Here is a 17788-nt window from a genome sequence, read left to right as displayed (position 1 = left end):
GAAGGTCAAGCTGACGTCCAATCACGTTTGCATGTCAGAGGGAGCGCGCCACGCCCTCCACCAGCGGTACAAAGCGCACATCCAGCAGTGCCTCCTCGCTGATTTCACCGTCTTCCGGGCGGTAGCGGTAGAGGGTCTGAACGGGTCCGTTCTCCACCGGGGCCACGCACACACCGCCCTCGCGTAGCTGGGCCAGAATGGCGTCAGGACGCGAGGGTGCAGCCGCCGTGATGATGATGCGGTCAAAGGGTGCCTGTTCGGGCCAGCCCTTCGTGCCATCGCCAATGCGCGTCACGATATTGGTCAGGCGCAAGCCTTCAAAGCGCTTGATGGCTTCGAGGGACAGTGTGCGGTAGCGTTCGATCGTGTATACGCGGCGGCACAGCCTTGCCAGCACGGCGGCCTGATAGCCCGAGCCCGTGCCGACTTCGAGCACCTTGCAGCGGTCGGTGACCTCCAGCGCCTGCGTCATCAGCGCCACGATGAGCGGCTGGGAAATGGTCTGGCCGCAATCAATCGGCAAGGGGCGGTTTTCAAACGCGTGGTCAGCAAAGTTTTCGGGTACGAACAGATCGCGCGGCGTGCGCTCTATCGCCGCCAGCACCGCCTTGTCGCGGATACCGGCATTGCGAAGCGCCATGACCAGCTCGATAACGCGCGTGTCAAAGCCCCCGCTCATCGCCGCCTTCAGCTTTCAGCCGGCGCATCCACCGGACCGGCCAGATGATCGGCCAGCCGGTCTCGCGTCTCGTGATGGGTCAGATCAAGGTGCAGCGGCGTGACGGAAATCCGGCCCTCATAGATGGCGCGCAAATCGGTGCCGACCGCCGGAGTGGAGGGACGCCCCTCAAACCCGATCCAGTAATAGGCCTGACCGCGCAAATCCTCGCGGCGCACGGTCTTGATATTGTGCTGGTCACGCATGCCCTGCACCGTGACCTCTATCTCGTGCACGTCTTCCGGCTCACGGTCCGGGAAATTGACGTTCATCACGACATTTTCCGACCAGCGCTCTTCAAGCAGCTTTTTCAGGATGATGGGGCCGAACGCGCTGGCCGTCTGCCACTTGATCGTGTCGCGCCCGCTAAAGCCATAAGCCTGCGAGAAGGCAATCGAGGGAATGCCCATCTGGCGGCCCTGCATCGCGCCGGCCACCGTGCCGGAAACCGTCACGTCCTCGGCGATGTTCTGGCCCCGATTGACGCCTGACAGCACCAGATCAGGCTCCTTGCCCTCGACGATGTCATTGATCGCCATCAGCACGCAGTCTGCCGGCGTGCCGGTGACCGCATAGCGCTTGTCGGCGACGCGGCGCGCGCGCAAGGGCGAGTTCAGCGACAGCGCCCGGCTCATGCCGGACTGTTCCTCTGCGGGCGCGACCACCCAGACATCGTCAGAGATGGATTCGGCAATCGCACGCAGGACTTTCAGGCCCGGCGCGCGGATGCCGTCATCATTGGTAATCAGGATCCGCGGATTGCTGCCGGTAAAGAGCTTGCTCATGCGCGCAGCACCTCGATACCACCCATATAGGGGCGCAGCGCGGCCGGTATGGTGACCGAGCCGTCTGCATTCTGGTGGTTCTCCAGCACGGCCAGCAGCGCGCGGCCGACGGCCACGCCGGAGCCATTGAGCGTATGGAGATATTCCGGCTTCTTCTCGCCCTCACGCTTGAAGCGGGCCTCCATGCGCCGGGCCTGGAAGTCGCCACAGTTCGAGCACGAGGAAATCTCGCGATAGGTGTTCTGGCTCGGCAGCCAGACCTCAAGATCGTAGGTCTTGCGCGCGCCAAACCCCATATCGCCCGCACACAGCAGCATGACGCGATAGGGCAGCTCCAGAGCGCGCAGCACGGCCTCGGCGCAGCCCGTCATCCGCTCCAGCTCCTCTTCGCTCTCTTCGGGCTTCACGATGGAGACCAGCTCCACCTTGTAGAACTGGTGCATGCGCATCAGCCCGCGCGTATCACGCCCCGCCGCGCCTGCTTCAGAGCGGAAACACGGCGTATGCGCCGTCAGCCGCATCGGGAAGGCGCTCTCGGCATGGATGGCGTCGCGCACGAGGTTGGTCAGCGAGACTTCAGCGGTGGGGATGAGGTACATCGGTCGAACATAATTCGAGATGTCAAACTTTGAACTAAACCTCTCAACCACACTACTCAATATAATGTCTGCTGCCTGCTCAGCGATGCCCTCTATAAAATGGGTTGGATTTACAGCGGCATCCTGATGCTTCAAATATGCTATAGCTTGATTGACGTATTTCGGAATTTCCTCACCCTTTACCTGATCAACGTGCGCTCTGAACTCCGAAATTAATTGCTCCCTGTCAGCAAACGGCAGTTTGAAGAGATCATCTTCAAACTTCGGCAGTTGCCCGGTCCCGAACAGCGCTTCATCGCGCACCAGCAGCGGTACGCTCGTTTCCGAATAGCCATGCTCATTGGTGTGCATGTCCAGCATGAAGGCCGCGAGCGCGCGCTCCAGCCGGGCAAGCTGGCCTTTCAGCACCGCAAAGCGCGCGCCGGACATGGCGGCAGCGGCCTCGAAATCGAGCCCGCCCAGCCCCTCACCGATGGCGACATGGTCTTTGGGTTCAAAGCCAAGCCCTCTCGGCTCGCCCCAGCCGCGCACTTCCTCGTTGTCGTTCTCGTCCGCGCCTTCGGGCACATCCTCGAACGGCATGTTGGGTAGCGAAGCGAGTTCTGTGCGCAGCGCTTCATCAGCGGCTTTCTGGGCGGCGTCCGCCTCGTCCATCTGACCTTTCAGAGCATCCACTTCGGCGCGCAGCTGATTGAACAGCGCGTCATCGCCCTTGGCTTTGGCCTGCCCGATCAGTTTGGACTTCGTATTGCGCTCGGTCTCGATCTCCTGCAGGCGCGCGGTCGCTTCGCGGCGCTTGGTATCCAGCTCCAGCAGGCGGGATGCCTCCGGCCCGCGCCCGCGCTTTTTCATGGCGGCGTCGAAGACGTCCGGGTTTTCGCGAATGAAACGTATGTCGTGCATGGGATTTGGCCCGCCGAAAAGTTAGGCCCGCGTGATAGCCCCGCCCGCCGCACACGTCCACCGGGCTTTGGCGGTGGGGGTGAGGTTTACGCTATTACGGCAATCCGATGCCGATGGTTTCTCCCCCCGTTTACGGGGGGAGTGGCCCGAAGGGCCGAGGGGGGATTGCAAGAAAGTTCCCCCCTCCGTCTGGCAAGCCAGACACCTCCCCCGTAAACGGGGGAGGACAACATTATCAGGCGTTTTCCCGGCGCAAGCCGGGACCCAGAAAAGGACTGGGCACCGGCTTACGCCGGTGAAACGCGTGGTGAGTTGTACTCAAAGCCAACAGGCCGCTTAGCGGCCTGAAAAGCGCGACGCCCGATCAAAAGAAAGAAGGCTACGCGCCCTTCGTGAACACGGCGGCGCATTCCACATGGGCGGTGTGGACGAACTGGTCCACGGGCGTGACAGGCCCCATGCGGTATCCGGCGCGCGTGAGGATGGCGGCATCGCGCGCAAACGTCGCCGGGTTGCAGCTGATCGAAACGATGACCGGTATGCCGGATCCGGCGAGCAGCTCCATCTGCTCTTTCGCCCCAGCGCGCGGCGGATCGACCACGGCAAACGCTGCGCCGGTCAGCTCGCGGATGGAAAGCGGTTCCAGCGCAAGGTCGCGCTGCAGGACGCTCACAGGCTTCAGACCCGGCGTATGGCGCGCAGCATGGTCCAGTGCGGCCAGCGGCGCAGCCTCCCCCTCCACGGCCCTCACAGGTGCCAGAGACGCCATGCGCAGCGCAAAAGCACCCGACCCCGCATAAAGATCGATCACGCCCCTGGCCTCTTTCGGTGCGGCCTTGAGGGCGGTTTTGAGCGCGTCCATGACGATAGCGGCCAGCGCTGCCTCGCCCGCATCGGTCGCCTGCAGGAAGCCGCCGGGCGGAGGGGCCACCTTGGCGCTGCCAAAGCGCACGACGGGCGGCGTGCCTTCCGCGATGAGTTCACTGCCAATGGTCAGGCGCGCCCAGCCCTCGCGCGCCAGCAGCTCCCCGCCCGTCAGCCGGTCATCCAGCGTGACCGGGCCTTTGCGCGCCACATGCACGTCCAGGCCCGGATCGGTTGCGGTGACGGAGATCGTCGCGGTGTCGAACTTTGGTGTGAGAACGGCCATGGCCAGTTCGCGCAAGGCCGGGAAGGCTTTGCGGATACGCGCCTCGGCTATCGGGCAATCATTCGTGTCGGCGATGGCCTGCCCTGCCCGCTCGGTGAACCCCAGCAGCAGGCGCGTACCCATCTTGCGCGCGTGCAGCGCCACCCTGCGCCGGCCCGCACCGCCCGCATCGACGAGCGGTAATAGCTCAGCTGCCACCCCCTCGCGCTCCAGCGCATCGGCGACCAGATCACGCTTCCACGCGCGATAGGCATCACCCTGCCAGTGCTGGAGCGAACAGCCTCCGCATTTTTCTGCGACGGAACAGAAAGGTTCAATGCGTTCATGGGAAGTGGTCAGACGTTCGCGTATCCTCCCGCGTTCGCCGCGCGCCACGATATCAGCGGTCTCTTTGGGCAGAAGGCCGGGTACGAATACCGATCCGCCAGTTTCCGGATCAGGGCAGATGGAATCACCGCGCGCACCTATGGCACGGGCGGTCACGCGCAGCGTGCGTTCAGGCACGGCCCTGCCGGGCGAAGATGAACGGGAACGGCGCTTCATGGCGGTGCGTTTGCCCCTGTAAGGGCTGTATCGTCAAGCGTCATGCGGTAATTCGCGCGCCGGACAAACCTGAAGCAATCGTTCATGTCCGGCTCAGCTAGCTATTGTTACCGTCTGGTTAATTGCCCGATTATGGCCTCTTGAAACCAAGGAGGAAGCCCGATGGCGACCGGAAAACTGACTGTCTCGGTAGCAGCGATTGCACTGATGACCGCTTTCGCTGCGCCCGGCGAGCTGCCATTTGTTCCATCGGCGGAAGCTGCCGTCGCTCTGGATCTTTCAACCGAAGCCCAGCAACGCGACGGCCGCCGGGGCGGTCAGGAGAGCCGCGGCGGACGCCGCGGTGGTGGTCAGGAAAGCCGTGGCCAGCGTGGCGGCAGCGAGAGCCGTGGCCAGCGTGGTGGCGGTGGCCGCGAGAGCAACTGGCAGGGCCGCCAGCAATCGCGCCAATCCGCGCCTCAGCAACGGCCGCAGTCCACGCCCAGCCGTCCGTCCCGGCCTGCCCCCAGCCGTCCAATAGTCTCCGAATCTGAACTGCGCCAGTCTGCACCCCGCGGACGCAATATGGCCACTGGCCAGCCTGCACCCAGCCGGACCTCGAGCACTACACAGCCTGCGCCCCGGCGTGACGCGCAGGCCAGCCGTCCGGCTAGTCGACCGGCCACACAGTCGGCTCCGCAGCGAAGCTCTGCACCCCAGCGCCCGGCTGCCCGGCAGCAGGCGCAACGCCAGCAATGGCAGGGCCGGCGCGGTGATAGCGACCGCCGCGCCCAGTTCGAGCAGCGCCGCCAGCAGGCACAGCGCGGCCAGAGCCAGCAAAGCCGCCCGCAAGGCCGCCCCGACCGCCGCGACTGGCAGGACCGCAGACAGGCCCAACGCCAAAGCCGGCCGCAAGGCCAGTGGCAAAACCGTCCGCAGGGCAGTGCACGGCCGCAAGGGCGCCCGCAAGGCCAGTGGCAAAACCGTCCGCAACAATCGCGGCCCAACTACCGCCACCAGCACTATAACGTGCGCTATTCCCGCTCGAATGCGGTGCGCGCGCCCGTGGTCTACCACAACCATTACTATGTGAACCGGTATGGCCGCCGGAATGTGCGCTGGACGCCGCCCGTGCGCATCGTCCACCACCATGTCCATCATTATTCCGGCTGGACCTATCACCCGCGCTGGCATTCCAGCTATGCCCGCCACAATTTCTACTACACGGACGGGCTGTGCCGCCCGAGCGGTGGCAATGTTGCCGCTGGCGCGCTGGTCGGTGCCCTTCTGGGCGCTGCCATCTCCGACGGTGATGCCGGCGCGCTTCTGGCCGGCGGCCTGATCGGTGGCACGCTAGGGGCAGCCCTGAGCAATTGCGACCGTGGCCAGTATCACTACGCCACGCACTACGCCTTCTCCACGGGCAACCCGTATTACTGGCACAACCCGTATTCAGGTGTGCGCGGTGTCGTCTACGCCCGCGACTTCCACACTTGGAGCAATCAGCGCTGCCGCTGGGGCGATGCGGAAATCTTCCTGCCCAATGGCGAGGTCGCCTATGACCGCGTGCGCATGTGTCAGGACCAGCACGGCTACTGGCAGGTCGCACGGGTTCAGTAACCTTCGCGATCCGGGACGACGCAAAACCGCCCTCCGGAAACTTCCGGGGGGCGGTTTTCGTTCATGTTGCGCTCATCGCCGGTCTGGCAGGGTAGGCCCATATTCAAGGACCAGGCACGAAAGGAGCCCCTTGCGATGAAACATGTTCTGAAGAGTTCGGCCATTGTTGCCGCAGCGCTTGCGGCCCCGCTGGCTCTCGCTCCCGCCGCGCAGGCACAGCAGACCTATGCTGAATGTATCTCCCAGCAGCGCAATCAGCAGGTGACAGGCGCCGTGGTCGGCGGCCTTCTGGGCGCAGTGCTTGGCGCGCAGATCCATAATTCCAACGAATCGGCACGGCGCGACCGCCACTACCAGAACCAGGCCCACAATCATCGTGGCTGGCGCGGTCACCGCGGGCGCGGCTATGTCGAGCCCTATCAGCGCCGGTCCAATGATGGTGCCGTGATCGCCGGTGCGGGCCTTGGCGCGCTGGCAGGCGGCGCGATGGGCAGTGTCGGCAGCCGCTGTGACCATCTGCCCGGCGGTCCGCGCCCGCAAGTGGGTTACCAGCAGCAATACGGTTACAGCCAGCAGGGCTACGACCCGTATTACGACAATTACGGCTATCACGATAACACCCAACTGGCCGGCGGTCCGGGCTATGACCCCTATGCCTACCAGCCCCACGGCACCCAGCCGCACTACCCGGCCCAGCAGGTGAACCAGAATTGCCGCCAGGTGCAGATCACCGGCCGGTATGAATGGGTCTGTCAGGGCCCGGACGGGGTGTGGCGTCCGTCTAACTAAGTTGTCCGCAACGCATCCGCGTTGCGATGTTCCGCGAATACCCGCCTGCGCGGGCACAGGCAGTCGCGTTCGGCCTTGCGGCCCCTAAGCCGGGCCAGACTGGCTCCCCGGCGCGCAGCGCCGCAAGCGCGACTGCGCGCCCGAGCCCATGCGAGGAGCGACGGGGCGGAGGCCCCGGAGCATCACTAAAAAAGGGCGGCTCCGATGAGCCGCCCTTTTTCTATTCCTTGGTTTTCACCCTGGCCTTCTCGGCCCTTTCCTTCTGCTTCTCCGGCGATGGCAGGGCCGGATCAGCGCTACGCCCGGCAAGGCGCGCCTCCAGAGAGGCTTCTGCGCGCGGCAGCACGCCCTTGAGCCCGTCATTGCCCTCCTTCATCACGAAGTCCGCGCCGGACACATAGGTCGCCCGGCCGAGCAAATGCCCGGCCACCGGCAGGGTCGCCAGCAGGAAGATAATGATCACGAAGGCGGTCAGACCCAGATTTTCGTCCGTGTAGGAGGTGGCAACGCCCGCGACGAGCAGGCCCGCACCCAGCGTACCGGCCTTGGTGGAGGCGTGAAGGCGCAGGAAGGGATCAGGCAGGCGGAACACGCCAATCGCGGCCACGATCAGGAAGAACATGCCGCCCAGCATCAGGACGGCGCCGATAATCTCGCGGATCATTGATCGGTCTCCTTGCGCTCAAGGAACACGGCCAGCGCCACCGTGGCGATAAAGCCGGTAACGGCAAGGCCAAGTCCGATATCGAGAAATTCCTTGCGCCCGGTGACAAGCGTGGTCAGGGCAGTGATGCCGATGGCCAGCACCGTCATCATGTCCAGCGCCACGAAGCGGTCTGCAAGCCCCGGCCCGATGACAAGGCGGATGCCGGTCAGCAGAAGGCCGAGCACCAGGCCAACGAGCAGATAGGTCGAGAGAAGATCAGGTATCATGGCTATGCCCTACGCCTCCGACCGGATGAGAATGCTTTCAAACGTGGTCTTGATGCCGTTGATCGTCGCCTGCTCGTCCGCGCAGTCCAGCGCATGGACGTAGAGCGTCTTGCGGTCCTCGGAGACATGCAGGGACGTCGTACCGGGGGTCAGCGAGACCAGATTGGCCAGCGTCGCGATATGGATGTCCGTCTTCAGATCAAGCGGCACCGCAATGATGGCCGGGTTCAGCCTGATGGACGGATTGATGACCGCCCAGGCCACAGCAAACGACGACTTGAACAGCTCGATGAGGAAGATGACGCCGAGCTGCGCCCATATCCCCAGTTTTGCGATCAGACGAAGCGGGTTCATTGGCCTGTCCCCATCACGGCTTCGATATAGGCGGCCGGATCAGCAAGACCCGCACCGGCGGCCTGCGTCAGCTCCATCAGCGGATCGGCATAAAGGCCGATGACCAGGCTGACCAGCACCAGCGCGGTCGCCGGAACCACCATAACCATGGGCAGACGCGCGGTCGCGCGCATACCCTCAGGCGCGGCCTTCCAGAACGCTTCCATCCAGATTTTCGCCACACACATCAGGCTGATGAGACCGGTGCCGAGCGCAATGCCCCCAAGAATGGGCCTGGCCGCGTCAAACGCGGCGTCCGCCACCAGCACCTTGGCCCAGAAGCCGGAGAAGGGCGGCAGGCCGGCCAGTGACAGGCCCGCACCGAGGAAGATCACCGCCAGCGCGGGATGAGTGCGGATGAGCCCGCCGATTTTCGTCAGGTCTGACGATCCGGCCGCGACGGCAATCACGCCCGCCAGCAGGAAGACCGCGCCTTTCAAGATGATATCGTGAATGAGATAGAAGCTCGCCGCGCCAAGGCCCTCGGGCGTCGAAAGCGCCAGACCCATCATCAGATAGCCCATGCCCGACACGATCAGGAAGGCGAACATGCGGCGCAGATCGGTCTGGATCAGCGCGGCCACTGCGCCCGTTACCATCGTGATCGCCGCCACCCAGACGACGATCTCGCCGATCATCCCCGTCGTGCCTTCAAACAGCAGCATGAAGACACGCATGGCGGCATAGATGCCAACCTTGGTCAGCAGCGCGCCAAAGAGCGCCGACACAACCGGCGGAGCGGTATGGTAGGCAATCGGCAGCCAGAAGAAGAGCGGGAAGGCCGCTGCCTTTACGCCAAACGCCAGCAGGAAGAGGACGAGCGCGAAGGTAAGGCCCGCCGACGGCTCCATCTCCGGCACGATGCGCGCCAAATCGGCAAAGTTCAGCGTGCCGGCTGCGCCATAGAGGAAGGCCACGCCGGTCAGGAACAGGATCGTGCCAAACAGGTTCAGCGCCGCATATTTCACCGCCGCGTCCAGATTGACCCCGGCGCGGTGCACGACCAGCAGGCCGATGGCGCAGACCAGCAGCACCTCGAACCAGACATAGAGATTGAAAATGTCGCCGGTGAGGAAGGAGCCGTTCACGCCCACCATCAGGCCGCAGAAAAGCGGGAAGAAGCCGCCATGCAGCGCGTTCTGGTCCACACCCCGGAAGGCGTAGACAGAGGCGGCAAAGGCAACGAGACCCGCCGCCGCTATCGCCAGCGCAGACAGCGGATCTGCGACAATCGCAATCCCGAACGGCGCAGGCCAGTTGCCCGGCTGGGAGGACAATACGCCGCCATCACGCACTGCCAGCAGCAGCGCGATACCCGCAGCCGCCATGAGGCCCATGCCGATGACCGTGACCCAGCGCTGCCAGTCCGGGCGCAGCCAGAAGACCGCGCAAAAGCCCGCCATGGTCAGCGGCAGGACTATGGGCAGGGAGACAAGAAGATCAGTGCTCATTTGCCCGCCGAGCTCCCCTCACCGGCCTCACCCTTGAACGGATCGCCCAGATCGCGCGCGGCATTCATCTCGTCAGCGTTCACCGTGCCAAGTGCGCGCGTTGCCTCGTAGGCGACGATGGCCGCCAGCGCCAGCAGCGCAAAGCCGATCACGATAGCGGTCAGGACAAGTGCCTGCGGCAGCGGGTTGGCCGCGCCTTCGCCCAGCGCATAGCTGCCCGCCTGGATGATGGCCGGGTCGGTTGCGCCCAGCCGTCCGGCCAGGAACAGGATCAGGTTCACGCCCGTTGCGATCAGCGCCGTGCCCAGCACGATGCGGATCACATTGCGGTCGAGCATCAGATAGATGCCGGACGCCATGACGGCGGCTACGGCAATAGCGTAGAGAAGCGTCATTCGCTCGCCTCCTCGGCGCCGGTTTCATACATGCGGAAAAGGATGGAGAGCACCCCGCCGACCACGACGAAATAGACGCCGATATCAAACAGCAGGGTGGTGCCGAGTTTCAGCTGGAGGAAGCCGATCTCGCCCTCCCACCACAAATGGTAGAGGAAGCCGCCGAAATCCCCGATCAGGGGCGGCAAGCCGGACAGGATCGCGCAGAACAGGCCCACGCCCATCAGCACGACCGGGTGCAGGATCAGCCAGCGCTCTGCCTTGGCGGCACCGAAAGCCAGCGTGACGACCGTGTAGGCCGCCGCCGCCGCCAGACCGCCGATAAAGCCGCCGCCCGGCTCGTCATGGCCGCGCAGGAGGATGAAGATCGAGAAGATCAGCATGGCGACGAAGAACATCCGCGCCAGCGCATTGAGAATGACGGATTGCACGGCCTAGCCCTCCTTCTTCACGCGGCGGCGCAAAAGTGCCCAGACGCACATCGTGGCAAAGGCCACCACGGCAATCTCGCCCAGCGTATCGAGCGCCCGGAAATCGACGAGGATCACGTTGACGACATTGCGCCCCTGAGCCTCGACATAGCTTGCCTCGCCGAAGAATTCCGACAGGCGCCGGTCAAACGGCAGCACGCTCATCGCCAGTACGCCAAGCCCGCAAGCCACGCCGAACCCGGCCGAAATCGCCAGCGCCATAGGCCGTTTCAGCAGCGATTTCTGCGGCGCAGGCCGCAGCGACAGGCGCAGCAGCACGGCCAGCAGGATGACAATGGAGAGCGTTTCCACGGTGAACTGGGTGAAGGCCACGTCCGGCGCGCCGTTCATCAGGAACACCACCGCCATCGTGTAGCCGACAATACCGACGCCCAGGATCGAGATCAGGACCGAGCGCGCGAACGCGGCAACAGCGCAGCCGATCACGGTGAGAACCAGCACTATCGCCATATAGGGGCGTATCGGCTCGGCAGCGGCCGCCGCGATCATGTCGCCGCTGAAACCGGCAAGCGACAATAGAAGCGCCAGCGTGGAGACGCCGAGCGTAATGGCGATATAGGTGCGAAGTGACAGGGTCTGCAGCGCGCGCGCCGTAACCTGCCCTGCCCGGTCCAGCCAGCCCATGACAGCGCTATAGCCAAGATCTGCAAACACCACATTGGCCTTCACATTGTCAGGATCACGGTAGAGCCGCGTCCAGAACCAGACCAGCGCCGCACCAGCGGCCAGAAGGCCGAGCGTGATGAGGAATTTCAGCCCCAGCGTCGGCGCGGCGTGAACTTCGAGCACGATCGTGCCGCCATAAAGCGCGCTCATCGCCGGAACGAGGATGCTGTTCCAGGCCAGCGTCGGCATGACGCCAATGGCCAGCCCCAGCAGGCCGAGCGTCAGCGGTGGCAGGGCCATGCCGTAATACTCTTTGTGATAGAGCTTCACCTCGCCATAGGGCGGTTTCAGGAAGAAGGGCTTGAGCGCCGCCAGACCGGCCACCGCCGTCATCACGGCAGAGCTGGCCAGCGCCACGAAGGTCAGCCACATGCCCCAGTTCCCGCCCTCGAAGGCGGCGGTCAGGAACAGATCCTTGGCCTTGTAGCCAAGGAAGAACGGCACACCCGCCATCGAAATCGCCGCCAGAACGCTGGCAATCGCGGTAATCGGCAGCTTGAAGCGCAGCCCGCCGAGACGCGCCAGCTCGTACTGGTGGGTGGAATGGATCACCTGACCGGCGGTGAAGAAGAGCGCGGCCTTGTAGAGCGCGTGCGCGATCAGGAAGCCGACCATCGCCTTCACGCCCGCCTCGCCCGGCACACCGACCAGCAGGACCAGCGTGGCCAGCGAGCACACGGTCGACCAGGCCAGCACCGCCTTGAAGCCGGTGGAGCGCATCACCGCATAGGCCGAGATCAGCATCGTAATGCCGCCAAACACCATCAGCGGGCCGTAGAAGATCAGGTATTCGCCAAACCCGGTGTCAAAACGCGCCAGCAGATAGACACCGAGCTTCACCATGGTGGCCGAGTGCAGATAGGCGCTCGCCGGGGTCGGCGCGGCCATGGCGTTGGGCAGCCAGAAATGGAAGGGGAACTGGGCAGACTTGGTAAAACAGCCGATCAGCACCAGAACGATAATCGCCGGGAAGGCGGGCGAGGCAGCAATCTGCGGCGCCTGCGCGGTGATCTCCGTCAGCGAGAACGTGCCGGCCGTCAGGCCCAGAATGATGATGCCGCCCAGCAGCGCCAGCCCGCCGCCCGCCGTGACCACGAGCGATTGCAGCGCGGCTTTGCGGGCCTTGGCGTCCTCGTGCTTGAAGCCGATCAGGAAGTAGGACACCAGGCTCGTCATCTCCCAGAAGATGAAAAGCATGATGAGATCATCGGCCAGCACCGTGCCGAGCATCGCCGTCATGAACAGCAGGATGAAGCCGAGGAAGCGGCCCCGGTCCTTTGCATCATCGCTGAAATAGCTGCCCGCATAGATCACCACCAGCGTGCCGATGCCGGTAATCAGAAGCGAGAACAGGAGGGAGAACCCGTCCAGCCGGAAGCCCAGCGACACGCCGTAAGCGGGCACCCATTCGATCGTCTGCAATATGGCGGTGCCGACCGGAAGGTCAGGCAGCTGCATCAGCAGCGACACGAACAGGAAAGCCGGCACCAATGCCAGCAACGGCCCGGCAAGACGCCCGGTAAAGCGGGTGACGGGAGCAGCGATGAGCGCGCTCACGCCCGCGATGATTACGAACCAGACAGGCGACATCGGGCCTCCGGTAATTGGGGGTAAACAGTCGAGACAGGAGCGGTGTGTTAAGCAAATACTGCAATGCAGCGTCAATGATAATTGTAAGAACCACGCGGCTTGTGGGGCTTTATGCGCGGCGTGCCCATACCAGAATCTCGCGGTTTCCATCGCTGCCGGCAATCGGGCTGGGGATCGCCGCGCGCACCGGCCAGCCTTCGCGTTCCAGCCAGTCCTCAAAGGCGTTAAGCGCCGTTTGGACCGCTGCCTCGTCACTGACAATTCCGCCCTTGCCGATATGGGCCCGGCCGACCTCGAACTGCGGCTTGAAAAGGGCGATCAAATCCGCGTCAGCCAGTGCCAGTGACAAGGGCACACCCAGCAGCTTGGCAAGCTCGATGAAGCTGGCATCGCATACTATAAGCGAGGGTGATTCTGGTATCAGGTCGGGTGACAGATCGCGCGCATCCGTGCCTTCAAGGCTGGTCAGGCGGGGATGGGCGCGCAAGGACGGGTGCAGCTGATCGCGGCCCACATCGACCGCATAAACATGAGCCGCGCCGCGCTGCAGCAGAAGCTCGCTGAAACCGCCGGTGGAACTGCCCACATCCAGACAGATGCGCTCCTGCGGGCTGACCGCGAACGCATCGAGCGCCGCCACCAGCTTGAGCGCGGCCCGGCTGACGAAAGGGTGTTCGGCCTCGGCCTCGATCTGCGCGCCCGGAGGGATCGTCTGCGAGGGCTTGGTCAGCACCTCGCCATTCACCCGCACCCGCCCTGCCCTGATCGCTGCCTGCGCACGCGCACGGGTGTCGAAATGACCAAGCGCGACCAGCTGGAGATCTGCCCGCATGCGACCCTACTCCAGTCCCGGCGCGCGGCGCGGATGGCGGATACTCAAGATGGCCAGTGTGCCGGCATCAATATCGGGCAGATAATATATGCTGTAGCCGAACCGGCGCGTAACAAGCCGCCGTACTCCGGAAATGCTCTGTTGCCGCCCGGCAGACGGGAAACGCGCAGCCAGAGCGCAGCCTTCAAGAAGGGAGTCTCTTACGCGTCCGGCAGCATCCGGATTCTCACGCAACAGATAATCAGCAATCATCTCCAGATCGGCGAGCGCGCGCCGCGAGAAGCGAACCTTCATTCGCCAAACCGGCTTAAGGTCCTTGCGACTTCAGCGCGGGATGCAAATTTGCCGGCGCGTGCCTGCTCCAGCCCTTCGAGCACGGCGTCGAGATGGTCTGGATCAACCGGCTCCGGCTCCTTGTCATCACCGGCAAGGGCCAGCATCAGGCGGGCAATCTCGTCCTGAACGTCGTCAGGAAGCGTTCCGGCCACTTTCACTGCGTGATCGAGGAGCTTTGTCATAGGGTGAGCATACCGCGCATTGCGGCGCACTGGAAGCCTCACCTCGGCTGCGCTGGCACTGAACAATTCTACAATACAAAACTAAAGAGACTGATGAAAAGTACATTCATTTCAACACAAAGTATTCTCTATCGCCAATTCTTCTTGCCTTTGCCGCGCATTCACGCTATAAACTTTCATCGAATTTTGGCCGACGATCAGGTTACGCGCTTTCGGGCGCCCCCTTCCCTCTACCTCTCTTCGATACCGCTGGCGCGCCTGTGCGACAGGCCGCTTTGTTATATCTTGTTACAAGGAATACTCCCATGGCTACGGGAACTGTAAAATGGTTCAACACCACCAAAGGCTACGGCTTCATCCAACCGGATGATGGCAGCAAGGACGTGTTCGTCCACGCCACGGCTGTTGAAGCTGCAGGCATGCCCGCCCTCAACGAAGGCCAGCGCATTTCCTACGAGGAAGCGCGCGACGCCAAGAGCGGCAAATTCTCTGCGACCAACCTGCAATCGGCCTGATTGACAGTTTGAGATCACACCGGCTGGGGCGCATGCCTTTGCCGATGCTGACAGGGAAAACCCCTTCTGCCGACGGGCAGGAGGGGTTTTTCTTTTTTGTGAATTGCACCGGACAGGGACGCCGCCGCCTGTAGTAGACCCGGTGTCATCCTCCGGCCGAGCGCCAGCGAGGTCCGGGGGACCCATGCCTCTTTTGGTTCCGCAACGCATCCGCGTTGCGATGTTCCGCGAACCCCCGCCTGCGCGGGGGCAAGCAGTCGCGGGCGCGCGGTCGCGCTTTTCAGGCCGCTACGCGGCCTGTATAGGCCCCGCTAGCTCGCCCCTCTCAGGCATGGGTGGCCCGGATAAACCGGGCCATGACAACGATTGAGCCTATCGAATTTAACGCGGCCCCATTTTTCGTCATTCCGGGCGAGCGATGAGCGAGACCCGGAACCCAGACTTTTTATAAACACCGGGTTCCAGATAGCCCTTCGGGCTTCTGGAATGACGAAGTAAGGGATGCGTTGCGGAACTAGAAAGAGGTCCCGTCCTTCCGGGTATAGCCGCCCCGTCCGGGCAGGAAGACCATGTCGATATCGGAATACGCCCCGTGATCTTCCGCGATGCGGCTGCCGACGACCAGAAACTCCACCATTCCGTCACTGTCGTTCTTCAGATGGTGACCGTCCTTCACGCCGGCAGGAAAGCCCGCGCAATCGCCGGGCGACAGGCGCTCCTCGCCCGCATCGGTGACAAGGGTGGGATGGCCGGAAACGACGTAGACGAACTCGTCCTCCTTCGCATGCCAGTGGCGCTGGGAGGACCACACCCCCGGCTCCAGCCGCACCAGATTGACGCCGAACTGCGTCAGCCCGAACGCATCACCCAGCGCGCGCCAGGCGCGGCGCTTTACCGGCTCATCATGCGGCGGCGGATAGCGTGTACCGGAAACTTCGGAGATGGAGCGGTAAGGCTTGGCGAAGGGCATGGGGCGAATCCTTGATCAATGGAACCGCCCCCTCCTATCACGCCAGCGCTTTGGCCGCCTCTTCGGACCGCCCCAGAGCATCGAGCACAGTAGCGGTGATGTGGCGGGCATTCAGGCGCGCCTCGTCATACTGCTTCACCGGGCTGTCATGCTCCTGGAACATGTCCGGCAGGGTCATGGTGCGGATTTTCAGCCCGGTATCGAGCACGCCCTTTTCGGCCAGCATGTGCAGCACGAACGCGCCAAACCCGCCGCGCGCGCCTTCCTCGATGGTGATGAGGACTTCGTGTTCGCGCGCGAGGCGCAAGATCAGATCCTCATCGAGCGGCTTGGCAAAGCGGGCATCGGCCACCGTGGCCGACAGGCCATGGGCGGCGAGCTCGTCCGCGGCCTTGAGGGACTCTTCCAGGCGCGTGCCCAGCGACAGGATCGCCACCGCGCTGCCCTCGCGCACGATACGGCCCTTGCCGATCTCCAGCGCTTGCGGGTTGGCGGGAATTTCCACGCCCGTGCCTTCGCCGCGCGGATAGCGGAAGGCGCTGGGGCCGTCATCAATCAGCGTGGCCGTTTTCACCATGCGCGCCAGCTCCGCCTCGTCGGCAGCGGCCATGATGACCATGCCCGGCAACATGCCGAGATAGCCAAGATCAAAACTGCCCGCATGGGTGGAGCCGTCTGCGCCGACCAGCCCTGCCCGGTCGATGGCAAAGCGCACCGGCAGTTTCTGGATGGCCACATCGTGGACCACGCTGTCATAGGCGCGCTGCAGGAAGGTGGAGTAGAGCGCCGCAAACGGCTTCATGCCCGCCGCCGCCAGCCCGGCCGCGAACGTGACGGCATGCTGCTCGGCAATGCCGACATCAAAGCAGCGGTCCGGAAAGCGCGCGGCGAACTTGTCCAGCCCCGTCCCGCTCGGCATGGCGGCGGTAATGGCGACGATTGACGGGTCGGCCTCGGCTTCGCGGATCAACGCCTCGGCAAAGACGCCGGTATAGCTGGGCGCTGCGGGCTTGGACTTGGCCTGCTCGCCGGTGATGACGTTGAATTTCGACACGCCGTGATACTTGTCGGCAGCGGCCTCTGCCGGCGCATAGCCATGGCCTTTATGCGTGACGGCGTGGATCAGCACCGGTCCGTCCTGCCCGTCGCGCACATTCTTCAGAACCGCAACGAGCTGCGCCACGTCATGGCCATCGATAGGCCCGACATAGCGAAAGCCCATCTCCTCGAACATCGTGCCGCCCACGGCCATGCCACGCATATATTCCTCGGCCCGGCGCGCGGCTTCTTCCACGCCGATCACCTTGGCAAGGCCCTTGCCGATCTTCCTCAGCGAACGATAGCCCTTGGAGGAGACAAGGCGCGCGAAATAATGGCTCATCGCACCGACCGGCGGAGCGATGGACATGTCGTTATCGTTCAGGATGACGATGAGATTCTTGTCGAGCGCCCCGGCATTGTTCATCGCCTCATAGGCCATGCCCGCCGACATGGAGCCATCGCCGATCACGGCGACGACATGGCGGTTTTCACCCTTGAGATCGCTGGCAACCGAAAAGCCGAGTGCGGCGGAAATGGAGGTGGAGGCGTGAGCGGCCCCGAACGGGTCGTATTCGCTCTCGGTACGCTTGGTGAAGCCGGACAGCCCCCCGCCCTGGCGCAGCGTGCGGATACGGTCGCGCCGCCCGGTGAGAATTTTATGGGGATAGCACTGATGGCCGACATCCCAGATCAGGATGTCTTTGGGCGTATCGAATACAGCGTGTAGCGCGACGGTAAGCTCGACCACGCCCAGCCCCGCGCCCAGATGCCCGCCCGTTACCGACACCGCATCAATCGTCTCCGCGCGCAGCTCATCGGCAATCGCGCACAGCTGCGCATTGTCGAGGCCTTTAAGGTCCTTCGGGGAGGCGATGCGGTCCAGATTGGGCGTCTCAGGCATAATGGC

19 protein-coding genes are annotated in these 17788 nt (G+C 63.7%); 3 read left to right on the top strand and 16 right to left on the bottom strand.

Annotated elements, in window-relative coordinates:
* Positions 1 to 34 precede the first annotated feature (34 nt).
* From ACQ5ID_RS03390 to ACQ5ID_RS03375, 4 genes are all read right to left on the bottom strand, one after another.
* Positions 35 to 679, bottom strand: a complete 645-nt coding sequence (locus tag ACQ5ID_RS03390) for a protein-L-isoaspartate(D-aspartate) O-methyltransferase (protein WP_429911067.1) — start codon at positions 677 to 679, stop codon at positions 35 to 37.
* Positions 680 to 687: 8 nt separating this feature from the next.
* The gene (gene surE, locus ACQ5ID_RS03385; protein ID WP_429911066.1) at positions 688 to 1503 is read right to left on the bottom strand and encodes a 5'/3'-nucleotidase SurE; all 816 of its coding nucleotides are present in this window, start codon (positions 1501 to 1503) and stop codon (positions 688 to 690) included.
* The gene (gene serS, locus ACQ5ID_RS03380) at positions 1500 to 3005 is read right to left on the bottom strand and encodes a serine--tRNA ligase (RefSeq protein ID WP_429911065.1); all 1506 of its coding nucleotides are present in this window, start codon (positions 3003 to 3005) and stop codon (positions 1500 to 1502) included. Before serS ends, surE begins: the two co-directional genes overlap by 4 nt.
* Before the next feature lie 379 nt (positions 3006 to 3384).
* The gene (locus ACQ5ID_RS03375; protein ID WP_429911064.1) at positions 3385 to 4698 is read right to left on the bottom strand and encodes a class I SAM-dependent RNA methyltransferase; all 1314 of its coding nucleotides are present in this window, start codon (positions 4696 to 4698) and stop codon (positions 3385 to 3387) included.
* Positions 4699 to 4860: 162 nt separating this feature from the next.
* Here ACQ5ID_RS03375 and ACQ5ID_RS03370 point away from each other — a divergent pair, with 162 nt between their 5' ends.
* Entirely contained in the window at positions 4861 to 6297 is a 1437-nt protein-coding gene (locus ACQ5ID_RS03370) for a hypothetical protein (protein WP_429911063.1), read from the top strand.
* A 135-nt stretch (positions 6298 to 6432) separates the two neighbouring features.
* Complete coding sequence (locus ACQ5ID_RS03365; protein WP_429911062.1) at positions 6433 to 7086, top strand: hypothetical protein; 654 nt, start codon at positions 6433 to 6435, stop codon at positions 7084 to 7086.
* A gap of 220 nt (positions 7087 to 7306) precedes the next feature.
* Here the strand turns inward: ACQ5ID_RS03365 and mnhG are convergent, their stop codons facing one another.
* The 10 genes from mnhG to ACQ5ID_RS03315 all read right to left on the bottom strand — a co-directional run bounded on the left by mnhG (position 7307) and on the right by ACQ5ID_RS03315 (position 14355).
* Positions 7307 to 7750, bottom strand: a complete 444-nt coding sequence (mnhG, locus tag ACQ5ID_RS03360) for a monovalent cation/H(+) antiporter subunit G (protein ID WP_429911061.1) — start codon at positions 7748 to 7750, stop codon at positions 7307 to 7309.
* Entirely contained in the window at positions 7747 to 8019 is a 273-nt protein-coding gene (locus ACQ5ID_RS03355) for a monovalent cation/H+ antiporter complex subunit F (protein ID WP_371394680.1), read from the bottom strand. The genes mnhG and ACQ5ID_RS03355 overlap by 4 nt, the downstream gene beginning before the upstream one ends.
* A 9-nt stretch (positions 8020 to 8028) precedes the next feature.
* On the bottom strand, positions 8029 to 8373 hold the full coding sequence (locus ACQ5ID_RS03350) for a Na+/H+ antiporter subunit E (protein WP_429911060.1): 345 nt from the start codon (positions 8371 to 8373) through the stop codon (positions 8029 to 8031).
* Positions 8370 to 9863 carry a proton-conducting transporter membrane subunit gene (locus tag ACQ5ID_RS03345; protein WP_429911059.1) on the bottom strand — a complete coding sequence of 498 codons (1494 nt, stop codon included), beginning with the start codon at positions 9861 to 9863 and terminating at the stop codon, positions 8370 to 8372. Before ACQ5ID_RS03345 ends, ACQ5ID_RS03350 begins: the two co-directional genes overlap by 4 nt.
* Positions 9860 to 10258: an NADH-quinone oxidoreductase subunit K gene (locus ACQ5ID_RS03340; RefSeq protein WP_429911058.1), complete on the bottom strand. Its 399-nt coding sequence runs from the start codon at positions 10256 to 10258 to the stop codon at positions 9860 to 9862. The genes ACQ5ID_RS03345 and ACQ5ID_RS03340 overlap by 4 nt, the downstream gene beginning before the upstream one ends.
* Positions 10255 to 10689: an MnhB domain-containing protein gene (locus ACQ5ID_RS03335; protein WP_429911057.1), complete on the bottom strand. Its 435-nt coding sequence runs from the start codon at positions 10687 to 10689 to the stop codon at positions 10255 to 10257. Before ACQ5ID_RS03335 ends, ACQ5ID_RS03340 begins: the two co-directional genes overlap by 4 nt.
* A gap of 3 nt (positions 10690 to 10692) precedes the next feature.
* Positions 10693 to 13005: a hydrogen gas-evolving membrane-bound hydrogenase subunit E gene (mbhE, locus tag ACQ5ID_RS03330; protein ID WP_429911056.1), complete on the bottom strand. Its 2313-nt coding sequence runs from the start codon at positions 13003 to 13005 to the stop codon at positions 10693 to 10695.
* 109 nt (positions 13006 to 13114) lie between these two features.
* Positions 13115 to 13837, bottom strand: coding sequence for a TlyA family RNA methyltransferase (locus ACQ5ID_RS03325; protein WP_429911055.1), 723 nt, complete (start codon positions 13835 to 13837; stop codon positions 13115 to 13117).
* A gap of 6 nt (positions 13838 to 13843) precedes the next feature.
* Entirely contained in the window at positions 13844 to 14131 is a 288-nt protein-coding gene (locus ACQ5ID_RS03320) for a type II toxin-antitoxin system RelE/ParE family toxin (RefSeq protein ID WP_429911054.1), read from the bottom strand.
* Entirely contained in the window at positions 14128 to 14355 is a 228-nt protein-coding gene (locus ACQ5ID_RS03315) for a hypothetical protein (protein ID WP_429911053.1), read from the bottom strand. Before ACQ5ID_RS03315 ends, ACQ5ID_RS03320 begins: the two co-directional genes overlap by 4 nt.
* A gap of 305 nt (positions 14356 to 14660) precedes the next feature.
* Here ACQ5ID_RS03315 and ACQ5ID_RS03310 point away from each other — a divergent pair, with 305 nt between their 5' ends.
* On the top strand, positions 14661 to 14870 hold the full coding sequence (locus ACQ5ID_RS03310) for a cold-shock protein (protein WP_429911052.1): 210 nt from the start codon (positions 14661 to 14663) through the stop codon (positions 14868 to 14870).
* 514 nt (positions 14871 to 15384) lie between these two features.
* Here the strand turns inward: ACQ5ID_RS03310 and ACQ5ID_RS03305 are convergent.
* Complete coding sequence (locus tag ACQ5ID_RS03305) at positions 15385 to 15840, bottom strand: cupin domain-containing protein (protein WP_429911051.1); 456 nt, start codon at positions 15838 to 15840, stop codon at positions 15385 to 15387.
* Between the two features lie 37 nt (positions 15841 to 15877).
* Positions 15878 to 17782: a 1-deoxy-D-xylulose-5-phosphate synthase gene (gene dxs, locus ACQ5ID_RS03300; RefSeq protein WP_429911050.1), complete on the bottom strand. Its 1905-nt coding sequence runs from the start codon at positions 17780 to 17782 to the stop codon at positions 15878 to 15880.
* Positions 17783 to 17788 lie beyond the last annotated feature (6 nt).

Source organism: Glycocaulis sp., from assembly GCF_050485565.1.
In the GTDB taxonomy this organism is placed as follows: Bacteria; Pseudomonadota; Alphaproteobacteria; order Caulobacterales; family Maricaulaceae; genus Glycocaulis.
Note: the sequence above shows the minus strand (reverse complement) of the source record. Positions and strands in the feature narration are given on the sequence as shown.